We start from the raw sequence: 18,803 nt of genomic DNA, 5'->3' as shown, positions 1-18,803 counted from the left end.
CAGTAGTTGAGCCCTTCGAAATTTACGGATTGTTGCCCAGGAACTCGTCAATCTTTTTCGCCATCTCCTGGGACTGGGTCCAGTGCAGGTAGTGCTGGCCGTCAAGGACCACCAGCTCATGGCGTGCGACGTTGAGCATCTGGCGTTCATGGAGACTCACCCACTCGGGCCGCTCGTCCAGGGTTTTCTGCGCCAGCAACATCAGCACCGGGATCTGGCTGGGGTAGCTGAGGCCCTCCAGTTTCAGGGCGTTCTCGCCCACCCGGTTGGTTTCGTCAGTCACGGCCGCGTTGCCGAAGTTCCAGCCGGTGAGCATGCGCATGTGAGCTATTTCGGCCGGCGTATAGCTGCTGCTGTCCGGGTCCGTCAGGCCCAAGGCCGCCGCCCAGCGGACCAGGCCAGTGGTGGACGGCATGCGTTCCCAGAAATTGCCCGACGGCGGCGCATCAGCGGGTGCCGGAGAGCCCGGAGATGCCGGGGCTGCGGTAGGCACTGTGGCGTCGATGCCGATCACAGCGGACACTTCCGCGGGGTATTTGTTGGCGTAGTACAAGGTGGTGAAGCCCGCGATCGAGTGGCCCGCAAGAACGTACGGGCCCGTAATGCCGAGTTTTGCGAGCACCTCGTGAAGTTCCTCGGAGATGTTCTCGATGGTCCGAGGCCTGGCGGTCATGTCGCTGTAGCCGTAGCCGAACCCCTCCACAACCACCGTCCGGTAGCCGTCCAATTCCCGGATCAGCGGCGCAAAGTCCAGCGCCGGTGCCGGCGTGCCAAGTCCAGTGAGCAGCACCAGGGTGGGGCCGGTTTCGCCGGTCCGGGAGACGTTGATGGTTCCCTGCTCGATCTGGATGCGTTCGCCATAAGGGGTGGAGTTTGAGTGCTCAACTCCTTCGATGACCAGATTGGCCAAGGTGGAGGCCAGCGTCAGCCCCAGCACCGTCAGCGCCACCGCAGCGATGACCCGCAGTCCCCGCCTGCGGCGGAAGAAGCTGCGTAGCGGCATGGCCCACCTCCAAAGGTGCGAACGTGCGGCCCAACTCTCGCAGCTATTGTCTTTCCTGGTGGCCAGCCCTAGCCGGCTGGCCCACCAGGCACCACGTTAGTCCCGCACCCGGATGATCTCCAGAGCGTCCGGGTCCAGCAGCTTCCGCGTGCCGGTCCTGGCGTCCAGGATCCAGATCAGGTCCAGGGAACGCACGACGTCGGTCACCCGGCCTTTGTGGAACAGCTTGCCGTTGTGCCACGCCTCGATGTGGTCGCCGGGTTGGATTTTTGCGGTCTGTACCTGGTCAATCATCATGCTGTGCCCCCTGCTGGTTGTTCCCCTATGCCCAGCATGCCCCGCCCAGGTTGCGGGGGTGTTTCAGCCGGGTGATTTTTCCGTGTCGTCTCTCCGGTGCAGAATGCCTTCATGACCAATCACCAGATTCGGCCTGTCTACTTCCTTTCGGACAGCACCGGCATCACCGCGGAAACGCTCGGCAACACGTTGTTGACGCAGTTCCCCGCCAACAACTTTGACCGCATCACAGTCCCGTTCATCACCACCGTTGAACAGGCCAGATCCGTGGTGGGCACCATCGACAAACTGGTTGCCACCGGCCCGCGGCCCATCGTTTTTTCCACGGCCGTCAGCGGTGACATCAGGCAGGCCATTGCAAAGTGCCAGGGGATCATCGTGGATCTCATCGGGACGCACGTGGGACAGCTGGAGCAGGCCCTCGGCGCGCAGGCCAGCGGTGAACCGGGCAGGGCGCACGGCCTGGGCAACGCGGAGCGGTATCAGTCCCGGATGGCCGCCGTCGAGTACGCCATGGAACACGACGACGGCCAGAGCCTGCGGGCGCTGGAAAAGGCGCAGGTCATCCTGGTGGCTCCGTCCCGCTGCGGAAAAACGCCCACCACCATGTACCTGGCGCTCCAGCACGGCATCTTCGCCGCGAACTTCCCGCTGGTGGACGAGGACTTTCAGCGGGAAGGGCTGCCCAAGCCGCTGCGGCCCTTTGTTGAGAAATGCTTCGGGCTGTCCTCCAACCCGCTGCGGCTGAGCCAGATCCGCACCGAACGGCGCCGCGGCTCACCTTACGCATCGCTGCGGCAGTGCGGCTTCGAGCTGCGCAGCGCGGAGCAGCTGTACGTCTCGCACCGGATCCCGTACTTGAATTCGGCCACCGTGTCCGTGGAAGAAATGGCCGCCACCATCCTGCAGCGCATGAACCTCAAGCATTAGAGAAAATTTTCACAATCCCTGTGTGGCGCACATCATGTTGGAAAGGTGCTCCGGACCTGTCACTGTAGACAGGATTCGCGCCCACCAACCGGCCACAGCCGCGCGCGGGGCGGCGCCCCCGCATGCCATCATCTGCAAAGGAGCAGCAACTATGACGACAGACATCCTGTGGTTCTCAGAACTCGGACTCAAGGACCTTGACCGGGTAGGCGGCAAAAACGCCTCGCTCGGGGAGATGGTGCAGAACCTGACCTCCGCCGGCGTGCAGGTCCCGGACGGTTTCGCGACAACGGCGGACGCCTACCGCACCTTCCTGGCAGATTCCGGCCTGGACCAGAAAATCGTGGACCGGCTGGTTGGCCTGGACACTGATGACGTGACGGCCCTCGCCGCGGCCGGCCAGGAAATCCGGACCCTGATCCGCGAGACGCCCTTCCTGCCGGACTTCGAGACGCAGATCAGGGATGCCTACCAGCAGCTGGTGGACAAGCATGCCGGCTCCGAAGACCTCTCCTGGGCCGTCCGTTCCAGCGCAACCGCGGAAGACCTCCCGGACGCCTCCTTCGCCGGGCAGCAGGAAACCTTCCTGAACGTCCGCGGCATCGAGAACATCCTGATCGCCATCAAGGATGTGTTCGCATCCCTCTACAACGACCGCGCCATCGCCTACCGCGTGCACCACAAGTTCGAACACGCCGAGGTGGCACTCTCCGCCGGCATCCAGCGGATGGTGCGCTCCGACGTCGGGGCCTCCGGCGTTATGTTCACCATGGACACCGAGTCCGGCTTCCAGGACGCCGTGTTTGTCACGTCCTCCTACGGCCTGGGTGAGGCCGTGGTCCAGGGCGCCGTGAACCCGGATGAGTTCTACGTCTACAAGCCCGCGCTGCAGGCCGGCCGCCCGGCCATCCTCAAGCGCGGACTGGGCGAAAAGGCCCTCCAGATGACCTACACGGACAGTCAGGAGATCGGCCGCACCATCGACTTCGTGCCGGTGGAGGCCAAGCTGCGGAGCCGCTTCAGCCTCAGCGACGAGGACGTCGAGCAGCTCGCCCGGCACGCCGTCGCCATCGAGAACCACTACGGCCGTCCCATGGACATTGAGTGGGGCAAGGACGGAACCGACGGCGGCCTGTACATCCTGCAGGCGCGCCCGGAGACCGTGCAGTCCCGCCGCGCCGCCGGCAGCCTGAGCCGTTTCCGCCTCAACGCGACCGGTCGGGTGCTGGCCGAGGGCCGCGCGATCGGCCAGCGGATCGGTGCCGGCAGCGTCCGCATTCTCACCGCGATCGACCAGATGGCCGCTTTCAAGACCGGCGATGTCCTGGTCGCGGACATGACCGACCCTGACTGGGAACCGATCATGAAGCGTGCCTCCGCCATCGTCACCAACCGCGGCGGACGCACGTGCCACGCGGCCATCATCGCCCGCGAACTGGGGATTCCCGCCGTCGTCGGTACCGGAAGTGCCACGGATTCCCTCACCGACGGCCTCGAGGTGACAGTCTCCTGCGCCGACGGCGAGACCGGCACCATCTACGAAGGGCTCCTGGACTTCAGCGTTGAGGAAACCGCCATCACCGAGCTCCCCGAGGCCCCGGTCAAGGTCATGATGAACGTGGGTACCCCGGAGCAGGCGTTTACCTTCGCGCAGCTGCCCAACCACGGCGTGGGCCTGGCCCGGCTGGAATTCATCATCAACCGCCAGATCGGCATCCACCCCAAGGCGCTCCTGAACCTGGACAGCCAGCCGGCGGACGTGGCCGCGGAAATCCGGGAACGGATCGCCGCCTATGACAGCCCGCGCGACTACTACATCAAGCGCCTGGCCGAGGGGGTGTCCACCATCGCGGCGGCCTTCGCGCCGGAGCCGGTGATTGTGCGCATGTCCGACTTCAAGTCCAACGAGTACGCCAACCTCATCGGCGGACCGGCCTACGAGCCGCACGAAGAGAACCCGATGCTCGGCTTCCGCGGCGCCTCACGGTACCTGGAGCCGTCCTTCCGGGACTGCTTCGACCTCGAGTGCGAGGCCCTGTCCTTTGTCCGTAACGAGATGGGCCTGACCAACGTCAAGCTGATGATCCCGTTCGTGCGGACCCTGGACGAGGCCCGCGGCGTCATCGAGCTGCTGGCAGAGAACGGCCTGGTCCGTGGCGAGAACGGCCTCGAGGTGATCATGATGTGCGAGATTCCGTCCAACGCGCTGCTGGCGGATGACTTCCTGGACTACTTCGACGGCTTCTCCATCGGCTCCAACGACATGACCCAGCTGGCCCTGGGCCTGGACCGGGACTCCGCGATCGTCTCGGGCGGCTTCGATGAGCGGGATCCTGCCGTCAAGAAGCTCCTGAGCATGGCCATCAAGGCCTGCAAGGAGCGCGGCAAATATGTGGGCATCTGCGGCCAGGGTCCCAGCGACCACGCGGACTTCGCCGAATGGCTGGTCGGGGAAGGCATCGATTCCGTCTCCCTGAACCCCGACACCGTGGTGGACACCTGGCTCCGGCTCGCCGGCGCCACGGCCGTCCCCGCCGCGAGCTGAACGGACGACGTCGGCACCCGGGTTGGGTGCCGACGTCGTCCTGGCGCTACGCAGATTTCTTTACGCTGCGCAGATTCCTTGTCGAGGGCTAAATATCGGTAGGGCCAGGGAATCTGCGGGTCACAGCCGGGTTTGCGCGTCGAAAACCGCAGAACGCGCACGACGGCGGGGCACGCCGGCCGCTGCCAGCTTGCGTTCCAGCTTTCCGGGCTCCATCAGCTCGGCCCAATCCCACCTCACCACGTCTAACCCGGTGGACCGGATTCGGTTCTCGCGCTTCTTTTCCTCCATCACCGCCTGCGACGCGGTCCGGCCCTTGAGGTACTCGGGTTTGAGGTACTTCTCCTCGCCATCGAATTCGCCCACAACCTTGGCCTGCTTCCAATAGAAGTCGGTGTAGCCCACCAAGCCGTCCCTGTCGTGGATGGCTTGCTGCAGGACCGGGGCGTCGAAACCGGCCACGTGCATAAGGGCGCGGCTGTAGGACTCCCCTGCGGAAGCGGACAACGGGTCCGCGAAAGCAACAGCGTTCACTATCCTCCGCCCGGCGGCCGCCGAGTAGTTCGTGCCGAGGGCCGCCAATAACTCGTTCTTGGTCAGGGCGCTCAGTCGCAGGGAGCGGTCCGGTTTCAGCACGTGGTCCAGCGGCGCTACCGCCTCCGTGAACGGCGCAAACGCTGCCAGGTCCAGGACCGTGCGGATGCGGCCGGTGACGAGCAGGCCCTCCCGTTGGACCACCATCAGACCCGCCGGCGTAGCAAAGTGGCGGCGGACTCCGGCACGTGACCGGCCGCCGTCGTTCTTCATGGTGAGCGCCTGGACCGGGTGGTGCAGGCCGATGGTGGGAATTCCCCACACGCTGGCGGCGGAGTGCCGGGCGAAGACCGTGGGTTTCTCGAACGTTTCCGCAGCTGCCTGGACGCGGAGGCGATATTGTTCCCACGCCTTCAGCCCCTTCCACACCTGGCCGTCCGTGTAGACGCCGTGCCGGACGCGGACCAGGGAACCGGCCTTTACGTGCTTGGCGAGGTCATTCGGGGTCAGCCCGTGAAAGGCGCGGTCGCGGGCCAAAAGAAGCGATGGAAAGTCGGTCATGTAGCGAAGATGCCAGCTGCGCGCCCTCGGTGGGAGGGGTAAGTGCCGCTATGTGGAGAAGTCCTGGCGACGCGCTTGTTCGTTTCCGACGCGCACCTTCCCGGGCGCACCCGGAATATGGACTGCGGAACGGAATGTCCGCCTCGAAAACGAACTTGCGCGTCGTTAGCCCTGGTTGATGCGGATCATGTTGCCGGACGGGTCACGGAAGGCGCAGTCGCGCGGGCCCCAGGGCTGGACGATGGGCTCCTGGAGGACCTCCGCGCCGGAGGCCCGGGCGGCTTCGAAGGCGGCGTCGAGATCGTCCGTGTTGAACACGAGCATGGGCATAACGCCCTTGGTGAGCAGCTCCTGGATGGCGTCCCCGTCGGCCTGGGAGCGGCCGGCGTGCGGGGGCGACAGGACAATCTCAAGGTCGGGCTGGGCGGCACTGCCCAGGGTGACCCAGCGCTGTCCGTCCGAGCCGACGTCGTTCCTTACTTCCAGGCCGAGGGCGTCGCGGTAGAACGCGAGGGACTCATCGAGATCGTTGACGGTGACGTGTGCGTACTTCAATGAAATGTTCATGTCTCCCACGCTAGGGGAGCGGCTAGGAAGAAGCTTCTTCAATCCTGCTCGGTTTGCGCGCGGGCCGGGTGTGCTGCCGGGCGATGCAGGTGGGCATGGCTTTCACGGCGTGGTGTTCGCGGGCCCGGTAGGCGCTTGGCGTTATGCCCACGATCTCGGTGAACCGCGAGCTGAACGAACCCAGGGACGTGGAGCCCACCTCCATGCAGGCGTCGGTCACGCTGGCGCCGGCGCGGAGCAGCGCCATGGCGCGTTCGATCCGCCGCGTCATGAGGTAGTTGTAAGGCGTCTCACCGTAGGCGGCCTTGAACTGGCGGGAGAAGTGCGCCGCGGACATGAGCGCGCCGGTGGCCATGGTGGGGACGTCCAGCGGCCGGGCGTACTCGCGGTCGATCAGGTCGCGGGCACGGCGCAAATGTGCCAAGTTAGCCAGCTCCTGCGGTGTCATGTCGCCATTCTAGTAGCCGCGGGACAATGGATCATCGGAAATATTCTTCTGATTCGAGCTTTCGTCCGCCATCATCAGTGGCCACAGCGCATTTTCAGAAATATGTTGCAGATTTTTAGTCCGTAGGGAAAGGTGGGTAGTGAAACCGGCGGAATCAGCAATATATTTCAGAAGGAGCAACAGTGGAGGACGTCGCAGCCATCGGGGCCAGCATTCGGCGCGCCCGAAAGGAAGCTGGTATCACCCAGGGCACGCTGGCCGACCTGATCGGTACGTCCTCCCGGACCGTTCACGCCATCGAAACCGGGACCGGCAATCCATCCCTGGTCACGGTAGCCGCCGCGGCCAACGCTGTGGGGCTGCGCCTCAAGGCTACCGATGAGTGAGGACCTGGGGCGACTGAAATTCGTCCGCAGCGCGGATGTGTACAAAGCAGGTGTCCTGGCGGCACATTTGAACCGGACCAGCCGCGGCAGCGTCGTCTTGTCCTACACGCCGAGCTATCTCAGCTCAGCCGGCCGCCCCGTCGCGACCACCTTGCCTGTTGTCGCGGAGCCGCTGGAAACGCCCAGTGGCGCGCTGCCGTCCTTCTTCTCCGGCCTCTTGCCCGAGGGCCACCGCCTCACCGTACTGAAGGACGCCGTGAAGACCAGCCTGGGCGATGAGCTCAGCCTTCTGTTGGCCGTGGGGGCCGACGTTCCCGGTGACGTGCAGATCGTCCCCGCCGGAGACGTGCCTGCGGAGCCACTGCCGCTGGCGGACACGTCGCGCCCGGAGAACCTGGATTTTGCTGCCCTCGCCGACGCGGTGGACCGGCACGGGCTACCGGGAGTCCAGGCTAAGGCCAGCGCGTCGATGCTGACCACCCCGGTTGCCCTGGCCAACCGCCGGTACCTGCTCAAACTGGATCCGCCCCGGCACCCTCATCTGGTGCTGAATGAAGCAGCACACCTCACCGGGGCTAAGGCCCTGAAAATCCCGGTGGCCAGGCACAGTGTGGTCGTGAACCGGAACGGCCTGCCCGGACTCCTCGTGGAGCGGTTCGACCGTACGCAGGACCACGGGCTGCTGCGCCTGGCCCTGGAGGATGCCGCACAGGTCCTGAACCTTCCCCCGGCATCAAAATATGCCGTGAGCTCCGAGGAAGTGGTCGAGGCGCTGGCTGGGCTGTGCAAAGCCAAAGCTGTTGCCGTCAGGAACCTCTACCTGCAGTTTGTGTTCGCGTGGCTGACCGGAAACGGTGACCTGCATGCCAAGAACGCGTCGGTCCTGGAGGGCCGGCACGGCGCCTGGGTAGTGGCACCGGTCTACGACATCCCCTGCACGCTGCTCTACGGCGATGACACCATGGCGCTGACCATCTCCGGCCGCGTGAAGAACCTCAAAGCCCGGCATTGGCAGGAGTTTGCGGCCAGCATCGGGCTGCCCGCACGTGCGGCCACCGCTGCCAACAAGATCGCGCTGGCAGCAGCCACGGCAAGCGATCTGGAAAACCTTCCCTTTACCGGGCCACCTCTGAACGGGGCGCTGCGGGAACTCCGCTTCCGCCGCGCCGAGCTCAGGGGCTGATCTGGAATGTCCACGGAGAATTTTGACGCCCGCCCTCCGCCGCCAGGGCACATCCCGATCGTCGGCTCCCGGGCCGATTTCCCCGCCCCGATTGTATATCGCCCCGATATACTTGAGCTATGACCAGTGGGATAGCGGAGAAGAGGCTTCGTGCCGGGCTGAGCCAGAAGCGGCTCGCGGAGCTTGCGAACGTCAGCCAGCCGAATCTCTCCGCTTATGAATCTGGGAAGCGCATCCCCCGGCCCGAAACCCTTGACCGGATTATGCATGTGTTGAGGCGCCGGCCATCAGAGATCCTCGCTGAACACCGCGGCGAGACACTTGCGATCGCCCACAGATACAAAGCACACAACGTCCGTGTTTTCGGATCGTTGGCACGAGGCGAGGACACACCGGCATCCGACGTCGATCTCCTGGTTGACCTCGAACCCGGTGCAACGCTCTTCGACCTGTCCGGCTTCCGCCTGGACATGATTGACCTGCTCGGGGTGGAAGTGGATATCGTCCCATCGGGTTCAGGGGGCCCAATAATGGAGCGCATCCTCAGCGAAGCAGTTCCCCTGTGAGCGGGCACCCCGAAGAGAATCCCGCGGGCGGCCAGTTCGCGCCACGAGAGCAAAACGATCTGACTCTCTCCCTCGCGACGGCCCCGAAGGAGCGGGTCCTCCAGCTGATCGGCGACATGGAGGAACGGCTGGGCTGGGCACAGCAGATCGTAGACGAGGGTGAGCCTGCCTTCAGCGATCCTGACAATTGGCGGTCACGCGAGGCCATGAAATCCATCCTCATTGACCTGAACACTGCCGCGGACCGGATCCCGGATATCGTGCGGGTGCAGTACCCGGCGATACCCTGGCGTCAGATGCGCGGACTCCGGAATGTGCTCTCTCATGACTACGGGGCCATTCGTAACGACACGGTGTGGCAAACGGCAGCGCGGAGTCTGCCGGAGCTCAGGACCCAGCTTGCCAGCATGCGTGCCGACGTCGAACGCTGGTCCTAGAGGGCCCGCTACCTCAGCCACATCCGGACGGACGCAAGGCATTACACCACCCGCTGGAGAAATAAGGCATATATTGGTTTCTTAATTTGCAAATGGCCGCTGTACTCTTCGAAGGATAGCCTCCCCTAAATTCGTCGAAGACACCTACGGACCGCACGCCATGAGCACCCAACTTGACCTTCAGCGCCTGTCGTTTGCCGCCAACCTCGCGAGCAACGGCGACAGGACTGCCGTTGCCACCAGCACTGGCGTCCTGACGTATCGGGAATTGGCTGAGCGTGTTGAGGATCTGGGCCGGCGCCTCGGTACCGAACGTCGGCTGGTGGCCCTGACGGCCGGTAACGATATTGACTCGTTGGTGGGGTATTTGGCGGCTATGGCCGCCGGTCATCCGCTGATCCTCCTGCCCGCGGACAAGCCTGCCGCCCTGGAATCCCTCGTCGCGGCCTATGATCCGGACGTGATCCTTAGTTCCGCGAACGGCCGGACAGTGATGGAAGAACGACGGCCCGGCACCGGACACACTCTGCACCCCGACCTGGCGCTTCTGTTGAGCACTTCAGGTTCCACCGGTTCACCCAAGCTCGTGCGGCTGTCCTACGAAAACCTCGAAGCGAACGCAGAGTCCATCGCGGAGTACCTCGGCATCACCGAAAATGACCGGGCAATGACCACGCTGCCCATGTCCTACTGCTATGGACTGTCAGTGATCAACAGCCACCTGCTGCGTGGGGCCAGCGTGGTCCTAACGGATCTGTCCGTGGTGGACCCCTGCTTCTGGGATCTGTTCCGCCGCGAGGGGGCAACGTCCTTCGCAGCCGTTCCCTACACCTTCGAGTTGCTCGAACGGGTGGGGTTCGCCGCGATGAATCTGCCCACCCTCAGATATGTGACACAGGCTGGCGGCAGGCTCGGCCCTGACCTGGTCCGGCGTTACTCCGAACTGGGCACACGGAGCAGCTGGGATCTCTTTGTGATGTACGGGCAGACGGAGGCCACCGCACGGATGGCCTACCTCCCTCCCCGGCTGGCAGGGACGTCGCCAGGCGCCATCGGAATCCCTATCCCCGGCGGCGCCTTCCGGATAGACCCGCTCCCCGGACTGGAGCACGGGGAACTGGTCTATTCCGGGCCCAACGTGATGCTGGGTTATGCCCAGACGCCGGAGGACCTCGGCCTCGGGCGGACGGTGGATGAACTCCGCACCGGAGACCTGGCACGCCAGAACCCGGATGGCCAGTACGAGGTAGTGGGAAGGCGCAGCCGGTTCGTCAAGATCGTCGGTCTCCGGGTCGACCTTGGGCAAGTTGAACGGCTCCTTGCAGATCTTGGTATTCAGGCGGCCAGTGCCGGCACGGACCAAAGGCTCGCGGTCGCCGTCGAGGGTGAACACGACCCAGCGCTGCTGGGCAAGCTCCTCGCCCAGGGGATAGGCCTGCCGCGCGCTGCCCTGGAAGTCCGCGCGGTGCCGGAGCTCCCGCGTCTGGCGTCCGGCAAGCTGGACTACCCGGCCGTCCTGGCCCTCGCCAAACAGCCCAAACAGGGCGATCCCATAATTCAGGACGCGGCTTCCAGCGCGAAGCCCGGAGCTAACCCACCGGACAGTGTGGTCCGGATTTTTGAAGACACGCTGGAGCTGACAGACATTTCCGACGACGACACGTTCGTTTCGCTCGGAGGGGACTCGCTTTCGTATGTGGCAGCGTCCGTGCGACTTGAGCAGGCATTGGGACATTTGCCCCCGGACTGGCACATCACCCCGGTGGGAGTGCTTGGGGCCCGCCTTGAACAGCCGCGGCTGCGCAAGCGCCGCCTGTTCGCCCGGCTTGAAACCAGCATCGTGCTGCGAGCGGTCTCCATTTTCCTGATTGTGAGCACCCATATCGGATTCCTGCACTGGCAGGGTGCCGCCCACGTGCTTCTGGCCGTGGCTGGTTTCAACTTTGCCCGGTTCCAACTGTCCGGGGAACGTCTGCCGCGGCTGCGGAAACAAGCAGCCAGCCTGGCCAGGGTGATCATCCCCAGCATGGCCTTCATCGGGTTCGCCTACCTGATCACCGACAGATACAGCTTGGCGAATATCGTTCTCCTCAACGCCATTATCGGACCCGAAGAGGTGACCGCACGGTCGCATTTCTGGTTCATTGAGGTGCTGGTCTACCTGCTGGTCAGCATGACGGCACTGCTCGCCCTGCCCTGGGTCAGCCGGGCCGAAAAGCGCTTCCCGTTCCTTTTTCCGCTGGCGTTGCTCGGCGCCGGGCTGCTCACCCGGTATGAGCTTTTTGAGCCGGGAATTCCGCACACGACGCCGGCGCTCTGGCTCTTCGCGCTGGGATGGGCAGTTGCCCGGGCCACTCACATCCTTCAGCGGTACACCCTGAGCCTCGTGGCCGCTTTGACCATCCCGGGGTTCTTCGAGAATCCCTACCGCGAACTGACGGTCGTTGCCGGGATCCTCCTGCTCCTGTGGCTCCCCAGCCTCCCCGTCCCGGCCGGGCTGCGGCGCCTCAGTGTCCTGCTGGCGAGCGCGTCCCTGCATATTTACCTGGTGCATTGGCTGGTATACCCGCTGGTGGTTGAGCTCAGCCCCGCGCTCGCCGTCGTGGCCTCACTGGCCGCAGGCTCGGCGTACTGGGCACTGTGCAGCCAGGCGCCAACGGTCATTGCCCGCGCCAAGAGGCGACGCCCTCTGGGCTAGGCTCGTGGAATGTCTACTGACCAGAACCCCCTGGTGCTTGTGCTGAACGGGGGTTCGAGTTCCGGTAAGTCCTCGATTAGTCGAGCTCTTCAGGGAATCCTTCCGGGCATCTGGTTGACCTTCGGCGTCGACACGTTCATCGAAGCTCTTCCCGGTCGAGGTAACAGCCCGCGGGCGGGAATAACGTACGAGCGGGACGGCACTATTACCTTCAGCGCTGAGCACCGGGCCCTAGAACGCACTTGGTACGCCGGGCTCAGCAGTATGGCCAGGGCGGGGGCCCACCTGATCCTTGATGAGGTTCTGCTTTCCGGGGGTGCTGGACAGAAGCGTCTGCAGTCTACGTTTAGCGACGTGAGCTTCATGTGGGTGGGAATCCACTGCGACCCGGATGTCGCCGCATCCCGCGAAGCACAACGCGCTGACCGCGTGGAAGGAATGGCGCGACAGCAAGCTTTGATCGTGCACAGCGGAGTCGTTTACGACTTAGAGGTCAACACCACAGACCGCTCAACCGAAGAATGCGCACACGACATCGCGAGCCGACTCCCGCTCAAGATGTCCGACCGCTGAGGGATCAGTAGGGAAATCACGCAAAGCGGTCATGCGGCGTCGCCTGAGCGTCTGATGGCACGGTAGACGGTTGAGCGCGCTACCGCGAAGAGTCCGGCAAGTTCCACGGTCGTGTGCGTCCCTGCCCGGTGAACGGAGACCAGGTGGGCTTCCTGTGTTTGGACAGCTTGGGCTGTTTCCCCGCAGGCGACCCTTCGCCTTGGCGACCGCCATGCCTTCCCGGGTCCGTGCCCTGCCGGGCCGGGGACACCCTGGTCGTGACCAAACTCGACCGCCCGGCCCGGTCGCTGCACGACGCGACGCGAAGGACATTGTCGACGAACTCACCCGCCGCGGGTGGGGGACCGTCTAACGGAACGAATTGGAGTGTCTCCACAGGCTCCCGCGGACGTTGTCTTCGCTGTCTCCGACCAGGCCTGTCTGTGGGTGTCCTCCCGTGACAAAATAGGCTATACGCATCACCGCATCTGCGTTTGCGCTTGCGCTAAGGATCGGAAATGAAGAGAGAGCTGAAGGAGGCCGCGAACGCGGTCGAGGATGCATCGAACTCTAGGGCTCTAGTGATTGCCGCCAGGGCAGGTTTTGCCGTCAGCGGCCTGTTGCACCTGCTGATCGGGTTCGTCGCCATCCAGTTGGCACTAGGCAAGGCCGGACAGGCGGATCAGGCCGGTGCAGTCGCCCAACTCGCCGCCCAGCCGCAGGGTCTGCTGCTGCTGTGGGCCGGGTTCGCCGCCTGCGTGGCTCTGGCGCTCTGGCAAACCAGCAACGCCGTGTTCGATTACGGTCAGCTGGAGGCCGGGAAGAAGGTCGGGAAGAAGCTTTCCGCAGCCGGCAAGGCTGTGGTGTTCGCCGTCATGGCGCTGACGTTTGCTGCCTCCGCTAGCGGAAACAGCAAGAACAGCGGACAGTCCACGAGCGATTTCACGCTTTCGATCATGAAGGCGCCCGGGGGTTCGGTCCTGCTGATCGTCATCGGGGCCGGGATCGCCGTCGCCGGGCTTGTCTTCGTGGTCCTCGGAGTCAAAGGATCGTTCAAGAAGGATCTGAGGCTGCCGTCCTCGGGCACCGGCCGGGCCGTCGTGACTGGGCTGGGAGTGGTTGGCTACGTGGCCGAGGGCGTCGCACTGTTTCTGGTGGGATTGCTGTTCATTATCGCCACCGCCAACGCCCGCCCTCAGGAGTCCACTGGCCTGGATGGCGGATTGAAGGCGCTGCGCGAGCAGCCGTACGGGGTTTACATGCTGACCGCCGTCGGCGCGGGTCTGATCTGTTATGGGCTCTACTTGATGGTGAAGGCCAAATTCGCGCGGATGTAAGGTCCCCGGCCGACGCAACAATTTCCCTGCTGCCGCTTGGTGCTTCCGGCTACGTGCCGTGGTGGCGCGAGGCGAGCAACCCGGTTACCCTCGCCCGCATATTGGGCCACGTGACTGCCGAAACACATCGGCATGCCGGTCATGCAGACATCGTGCGTGAGTTGGCCGACGGCAGCGTCGGCCACCGGGACGGCAACGACAATATGGCAGCCGGGGACCCGGCGTGGTGGCAAGAGTACTGCGAGCACCTAGAGCCGGTTGCTCGCGGTTACGGGGGGCCGACCCAACCGCGCGCAACCGACTCTCACCAGCACCGATAGCGGCGTTACCTGGCAACCACGTAAAAGTCGGACACCGGAATGGCACCCCGGCTCTTGAGGTCGGTATAACGTTCGCGCCGACCTCCAAGGCCGGGGCTAATCTCGAGTTGGACGAAAGACAGCCCAAGCAAAGATACATGCTTTCGGGGCTCCGCCCGGTGGTGCGTGCCTTGCAGGGGCCTTGGCTTCACGGGCCGAACGATGACGATCGCCGAATCAGGAGCCCGACTTTTGTGGAGGCCGGGAGGGTGACCGCGCCGGAAAGACGGAGGGGCGCCGCCGCGGATGGCGGCGACACCCCTGGCCTTATGTCGAGCGTCTACGACCCGATGCCCGAGCTCGAATAGCCGATCTGAATCTTCGATCCTGTGGGCAGTGCGCCGAGCGCCTGATTCAAGACGATTTCGATCATGGTGACGGCTATTGTCGTGGTCGACTTGGTCACCTTATGCAGCGTGACCTGGCCCAGACCCGGCACCTGGATCACGGTGTTGGGTGCAACAGAGGCGTTGATCGCCGGCTGCCCGGCGATCCTGAGATTGACAAACGACGAAGTGTCCGTGAAGGTGACCTTGCCGCCTGCCAGGGCCCGGCTGGCACTGGTCTCTGACTTGATAGCGTCAGCCTGAATCAAGCCGCTCAGCACGTTGAGCCCCGCAAGGGTGTTGGTCACAGTGCTCTTGGGCTGGGGCGCCAGAACACCGGTAGCCGTCGTCGAGGAGACACCGGCCGTTGCAACACCAGGAATGGTGACCCCGGCCAAGTTTGCGGTTGAGGTTCCGCCGCCGCACTTGATCACGGCATACGCCGTCGGACCTGATCCGACGAGACCGGACAACAATGCGGCCCTTGTACTAAACCCTGCACCAGTTAGATAACCAGACTGCGGGGGCGCCAGCTTGACGATGCTGACACCGAGACGGATGTCCGTTCCGGCCTTGAGGCCCGAGAGCCCGGCTTTGAGGATCTGTACGCGCAGCGCCGTCGTGGATACCTCATAGACGCCGTTGACCATTCGTTTCTCCTGGCCATTGAGAGTAATTTTGCCAATCGAACCCAGGAGCGGCAGCTTGAGGTCAATAAGCGTGTTAGCAGCCGGACTGACATTCACTGGGACACCCAGGACTGTGAGACTGGCAATAGTCGTATTATTGGTGCCGGTAAATATTCCTGCGGTGTTCTTTTCGGCGGAACTCTCGGAGGTAATAGCCCCGGCCGTGATGAGTCCGCCCAATAGGTTCGCACCGGCAACGGTTGACCGTCCCTCGATACGCTTACCTGTTGTCGACAGCAGCGTCTTGACACTTGTTGTTGCGGTGCCGATGGTCCCGACTGCGGGGACATTGACTCCGGCCAGGTTATTAGTGGCGGTCTTTCCTGTGCTGGCGGTGCAGCTAACCATTGAATTCGCCGTCGGACCCGATGTGAGCGACTTGTCAGAATTGAAAATGTAGGAACCATAGGCGGTGCCCGAGAAACCGGTGTTGACCTGTGCGGGCGTGATACTCGGGACGGTAGCCCCGGCCGAGGCGAGGGGACCCGCAACCACCAGCGTCAGGGCACCGACTAACGCGACTAATATTCGTTTCATTTAATCTCCCTAAAAGTTGTAAAGATTTTCTCTCCCGTGGTGCTCAGACTGTGTAGTTGAGGTCCGAGTTCACCCAGTGCACCGCCACTCAAGCTCCAGGTTTCGAGATGAACAGCCGTAGTTGTTCTGAGTATTGATAACGTTCTTTACTTTGACGCGTTTGGCTCAAGATTTGGCAAGGAATCTGGCAGGATTCGGGCAGGGAGTTCCTGCCAGCAGCCTCGGCATTTCCGTGCCAACGCTCTACCGGCGGGTCCCCGCAACGGGCACCGCAAAGGCACCAGCCAGCTGATTGCGTCGTTTGGTACAGGCGACGTCGGTACAAACTGTTCCGCAGTGCAGCCGGGTTTGGACACAGTCTGTTCACACGCGCCTGCACTACCCCCGTAATTCTGGGGTTGTCAGTGCAGATGACTTCGAGAATGGACAAATTGCTGCGATAAAGTGGCGGATTTTGCAGCGCGTAATGTCCCCTTTAACGCCCGCCAATGTTCCCCAAACGGATCACCGAGAGAAATGGTGATGGATGCCCTCAGCGCGACGTGGGCAATTACCGCGGTTTCCTTCCTCCTGGTGGCGTGCTTCGCGGCTGGCTTAGCGAGAGCCCTCTTCCGCGGTCGCCGAGCGTCGCGAAGTGGCACCCCGACAACGCCAGACACGGCCAGTGCGGACCCACAGCTCTCACCGTTCAAGACCTGCTCGGCGGCGATCTCCTCATCGCAGATGTCAGCGGCGGCAACGAGGAGGACGAAGTCCATTACTGGAACCGGTTCCCCGGCAGTCTGGAGATCGACCTCATCCGAGACCAATTCAGAAGTCACCGCATCATCGGGGAGCCCCGCGTCGTCGTTCGACCCCCAGGAGGGCCACGAGCGTACGTCCGCGAGTAACAGCTGCTTCGCGCAAGAGTGCTGTCCGCGCTGAACCTCTGATCCGTTCGCTCACGGAACGTCCGTTGAAGGTGCGACTAACGGGCGGCCGGGGGTGACATTTCGCGCTGCGAAACGCCGTCATATATCGCTGCGATTCACACTCCTGCCCAGTTCGCCAAAAGACAACCAAATCCCGGGACACGCCGGGCTTTACGTGCCCCGGACGGAGGAAATGGGGAGCAACGTCCGACGGCGGGAGGCGCCCCCGCCGCTGCTCTCAGCTTCTCAGGCTGCGGGACGTGGCTGGAAGTGGAGTGTTTCAAGATAGTTTTCGTCGTACTTTTCTTCCCGGGGTTCATCATTCGGGAAGCCACCGGGAAGTGAGCCGTGGTTAAGGCCAGCCAGAAGGACATACTCAAGCCCCGGCTCAGTGTTCATGGTCGTTGTCTGCACGGTTCCGGTGGCCAGCCCCGGTATTTTGGCGTTGGCCATTTCATCGATTCCGGCCACGCCGGCTGCGACCAGGAGAAACGCCGCGACGGATGCCAGCCCGGAAACTATTTTTCTCCTCCATGCGCTCATACTCTGATCATGGGCTCCCCACATGGGAACCGGGCACCGTATGCCTATGTGGAGGCTGTGAAAGCCAATCGGCCCCGATGCTCATCCACTGCCAGACGCCGGCGGTGAGTCCACCGACCTCAGCGTTGTGCCCTGCGCACGGCGAAGTGAACGGAAAATGGGAGGGTGACGGCGTGTCAGGTGCCCGGGCTGCGGTCCAGGTCAAGGCCTTCCGCGGTCGCCAGCCTCCTGAGCTCGTGCAGGATTTCCAGTTGCTGGTTGTTGATGTCCATCAAGAGCTCGATCTCTTCTTTCGCTTTCACGTTGGTGTCGAAGTCGTGCTGCGCCATCGCCGCGGCGATCGCATCCTGGCGCTTGGCGGCGATAAGCAGGATGGCGCCTTGGAGCCCGGCCAGCATGGAGAGCAAGAGGTTCAAAAGAATATAGGGATACGGGTCCCAGGCGTTGTTCGCCAGCGCCCAGGTGTTGATGCCGGCCCAAATCAGCATGAAGCCGATGAAGCTTCCCACGAAGGGCCAGCTTCCCATGCCGTTGCGCATGACATCGGCGGCCCGCTGGCCTCGTGTCAGGGACGCTTTGTGGTGGTCGTGCCAGGTCTGTACTCGATCATTCATGCCTCAGAGTAGTCCCGGCGGTTCAGGAACCTACGAGGGACTGAGACAGGCACTCTCAGGAACCGGTTGCCCAACCCGGCGTCAGCGACAGCCCATGTCGGCCAGCGAAACCCAGTGGGCAGCCCGGTGCTCTTGTCCGGTCGGCCGGCTAAGTTCCCTGGTGCCGGCGCTGCCTGCCGTATTCGTGCCAGGTCAGGAATACGACCAGTGCATCGAAGATAGTCAGGGCGGCCAGGCCTGCCGTCGGCGCGACCGTGAACTCGTAAAGCTGGTAGGCGATGAAGGCCAGGAGCACGCCGATCATCCAGGGGTAGGCCCAGGGCTTGTTCATTAGCAAAGCCGCCACGAGCACCACCTTTACTGCGCCGTGAGCGAGAAGGTAGAGCGCGGCGTAGAAGACGGTGCTGCCAGTCAGGGTGCCGGCGGCTTGTAACAGGTGGACGGCAATGAAGTCCTTAGGGTCTGCGGACAGCTCCGGCTGCGCGACGCGCAGGACGAAGCTGTGGATTTGGGCCGGATCCAGCAAGAGCAGCAGCAAGCCGCCGGTTAGTTCCGCCACGCCGTCCAGTCCCTTGAGGACAACACCGGCGGCGAAGAACCGGTCCCACCAGTCGCGGGGCCTGGAGTATCCCACGGTTCCCTTGGCCGAAAAGGCAGCAGGTAGTGAGAGAGCGTGGCCGAAAAGGCTCCAGGTAGTGAGAGAGCGTGGCCGAAAAAGCTGCAGGAAGTGAGAGAGCGTCGGGGGGCGGGCCGCCGCCCGGAAGCCCCGTGTCCTTGACG

General features: G+C 63.5%; 20 protein-coding genes and 2 pseudogenes. 12 read left to right on the top strand and 10 right to left on the bottom strand.

Annotation, left to right across the window (positions count from 1 at the left end):
• Window positions 1-22: 22 nt before the first annotated feature.
• Both ACZY1F_RS00820 and ACZY1F_RS00815 read right to left on the bottom strand, forming a co-directional pair.
• Complete coding sequence (locus tag ACZY1F_RS00820; RefSeq protein ID WP_463939775.1) at window positions 23-1,003, bottom strand: alpha/beta fold hydrolase; 981 nt, start codon at window positions 1,001-1,003, stop codon at window positions 23-25.
• A 96-nt stretch (window positions 1,004-1,099) separates the two neighbouring features.
• Entirely contained in the window at window positions 1,100-1,300 is a 201-nt protein-coding gene (locus tag ACZY1F_RS00815) for a hypothetical protein (RefSeq protein ID WP_463939774.1), read from the bottom strand.
• 111 nt (window positions 1,301-1,411) lie between these two features.
• On the opposite strand from ACZY1F_RS00815, the gene ACZY1F_RS00810 reads away from it, so the two are divergent.
• Together ACZY1F_RS00810 and ppsA are read left to right on the top strand one after the other, a co-directional pair.
• Window positions 1,412-2,230, top strand: a complete 819-nt coding sequence (locus ACZY1F_RS00810; RefSeq protein WP_463939773.1) for a pyruvate, water dikinase regulatory protein — start codon at window positions 1,412-1,414, stop codon at window positions 2,228-2,230.
• 151 nt (window positions 2,231-2,381) lie between these two features.
• Window positions 2,382-4,775: a phosphoenolpyruvate synthase gene (gene ppsA / locus ACZY1F_RS00805; protein ID WP_463939772.1), complete on the top strand. Its 2,394-nt coding sequence runs from the start codon at window positions 2,382-2,384 to the stop codon at window positions 4,773-4,775.
• Between the two features lie 120 nt (window positions 4,776-4,895).
• Here ppsA and ACZY1F_RS00800 read toward each other — a convergent pair whose 3' ends face one another.
• The 3 genes from ACZY1F_RS00800 to ACZY1F_RS00790 all read right to left on the bottom strand — a co-directional run bounded on the left by ACZY1F_RS00800 (window position 4,896) and on the right by ACZY1F_RS00790 (window position 6,885).
• Complete coding sequence (locus tag ACZY1F_RS00800; protein ID WP_463939771.1) at window positions 4,896-5,870, bottom strand: hypothetical protein; 975 nt, start codon at window positions 5,868-5,870, stop codon at window positions 4,896-4,898.
• Between the two features lie 165 nt (window positions 5,871-6,035).
• Window positions 6,036-6,437: a VOC family protein gene (locus tag ACZY1F_RS00795; protein WP_463939770.1), complete on the bottom strand. Its 402-nt coding sequence runs from the start codon at window positions 6,435-6,437 to the stop codon at window positions 6,036-6,038.
• A gap of 22 nt (window positions 6,438-6,459) precedes the next feature.
• A complete protein-coding gene (locus ACZY1F_RS00790) occupies window positions 6,460-6,885 on the bottom strand; it encodes a helix-turn-helix transcriptional regulator (protein ID WP_463939769.1) in 426 nt (141 codons plus the stop codon).
• A gap of 182 nt (window positions 6,886-7,067) precedes the next feature.
• Between ACZY1F_RS00790 and ACZY1F_RS00785 the strand changes: the two genes are divergently transcribed.
• The 6 genes from ACZY1F_RS00785 (at window position 7,068) to ACZY1F_RS00760 (ending at window position 12,728) form a co-directional block, all read left to right on the top strand.
• Entirely contained in the window at window positions 7,068-7,271 is a 204-nt protein-coding gene (locus ACZY1F_RS00785; RefSeq protein ID WP_463939767.1) for a helix-turn-helix transcriptional regulator, read from the top strand.
• Window positions 7,264-8,454, top strand: a complete 1,191-nt coding sequence (locus ACZY1F_RS00780; protein ID WP_463939766.1) for a type II toxin-antitoxin system HipA family toxin — start codon at window positions 7,264-7,266, stop codon at window positions 8,452-8,454. Before ACZY1F_RS00785 ends, ACZY1F_RS00780 begins: the two co-directional genes overlap by 8 nt.
• A 119-nt stretch (window positions 8,455-8,573) precedes the next feature.
• A complete protein-coding gene (locus tag ACZY1F_RS00775; RefSeq protein ID WP_463939765.1) occupies window positions 8,574-9,020 on the top strand; it encodes a helix-turn-helix domain-containing protein in 447 nt (148 codons plus the stop codon).
• Window positions 9,017-9,457 (top strand): HepT-like ribonuclease domain-containing protein, encoded by a 441-nt coding sequence (locus ACZY1F_RS00770; protein ID WP_463939764.1) that lies wholly within the window; start codon window positions 9,017-9,019, stop codon window positions 9,455-9,457. Before ACZY1F_RS00775 ends, ACZY1F_RS00770 begins: the two co-directional genes overlap by 4 nt.
• A gap of 160 nt (window positions 9,458-9,617) precedes the next feature.
• Window positions 9,618-12,155, top strand: a complete 2,538-nt coding sequence (locus tag ACZY1F_RS00765; protein WP_463939763.1) for an AMP-binding protein — start codon at window positions 9,618-9,620, stop codon at window positions 12,153-12,155.
• Between the two features lie 9 nt (window positions 12,156-12,164).
• On the top strand, window positions 12,165-12,728 hold the full coding sequence (locus tag ACZY1F_RS00760; RefSeq protein WP_463939762.1) for a chloramphenicol phosphotransferase CPT family protein: 564 nt from the start codon (window positions 12,165-12,167) through the stop codon (window positions 12,726-12,728).
• Window positions 12,729-12,757: 29 nt separating this feature from the next.
• On the opposite strand, the pseudogene ACZY1F_RS00755 reads toward ACZY1F_RS00760, so the two are convergent.
• A pseudogene (locus ACZY1F_RS00755) lies at window positions 12,758-12,962 on the bottom strand (recombinase family protein); the annotation flags it as partial.
• Between ACZY1F_RS00755 and ACZY1F_RS00750 the strand changes: the two are divergent.
• From ACZY1F_RS00750 to ACZY1F_RS00740, 3 genes and pseudogenes are all read left to right on the top strand, one after another.
• A pseudogene (locus tag ACZY1F_RS00750) lies at window positions 12,962-13,062 on the top strand (recombinase family protein); the annotation flags it as partial. The pseudogenes ACZY1F_RS00755 and ACZY1F_RS00750 sit on opposite strands and share 1 nt — an antisense overlap.
• A gap of 163 nt (window positions 13,063-13,225) precedes the next feature.
• On the top strand, window positions 13,226-14,044 hold the full coding sequence (locus ACZY1F_RS00745; RefSeq protein ID WP_463939761.1) for a DUF1206 domain-containing protein: 819 nt from the start codon (window positions 13,226-13,228) through the stop codon (window positions 14,042-14,044).
• Between the two features lie 53 nt (window positions 14,045-14,097).
• Window positions 14,098-14,364, top strand: a complete 267-nt coding sequence (locus ACZY1F_RS00740) for a mycothiol transferase (protein ID WP_463939760.1) — start codon at window positions 14,098-14,100, stop codon at window positions 14,362-14,364.
• 319 nt (window positions 14,365-14,683) lie between these two features.
• Here the strand turns inward: ACZY1F_RS00740 and ACZY1F_RS00735 are convergent, their stop codons facing one another.
• Entirely contained in the window at window positions 14,684-15,913 is a 1,230-nt protein-coding gene (locus ACZY1F_RS00735) for a choice-of-anchor P family protein (RefSeq protein ID WP_463939758.1), read from the bottom strand.
• A gap of 530 nt (window positions 15,914-16,443) precedes the next feature.
• Here ACZY1F_RS00735 and ACZY1F_RS00730 point away from each other — a divergent pair.
• Window positions 16,444-16,845: a YunG family protein gene (locus tag ACZY1F_RS00730; RefSeq protein WP_463939757.1), complete on the top strand. Its 402-nt coding sequence runs from the start codon at window positions 16,444-16,446 to the stop codon at window positions 16,843-16,845.
• Window positions 16,846-17,112: 267 nt separating this feature from the next.
• Here ACZY1F_RS00730 and ACZY1F_RS00725 read toward each other — a convergent pair whose 3' ends face one another.
• The 3 genes from ACZY1F_RS00725 to ACZY1F_RS00715 form a co-directional block, all read right to left on the bottom strand.
• On the bottom strand, window positions 17,113-17,409 hold the full coding sequence (locus tag ACZY1F_RS00725; RefSeq protein WP_463939756.1) for a hypothetical protein: 297 nt from the start codon (window positions 17,407-17,409) through the stop codon (window positions 17,113-17,115).
• Window positions 17,410-17,585: 176 nt separating this feature from the next.
• Entirely contained in the window at window positions 17,586-18,023 is a 438-nt protein-coding gene (locus ACZY1F_RS00720) for a DUF1003 domain-containing protein (protein WP_463939755.1), read from the bottom strand.
• 148 nt (window positions 18,024-18,171) lie between these two features.
• On the bottom strand, window positions 18,172-18,657 hold the full coding sequence (locus ACZY1F_RS00715) for a DUF2127 domain-containing protein (protein ID WP_463939754.1): 486 nt from the start codon (window positions 18,655-18,657) through the stop codon (window positions 18,172-18,174).
• Between the last annotated feature and the right edge of the window lie 146 nt (window positions 18,658-18,803).

Source organism: Pseudarthrobacter xylosi (assembly GCF_055412765.1).
This window is presented reverse-complemented; position numbering and strand designations above follow the sequence as displayed.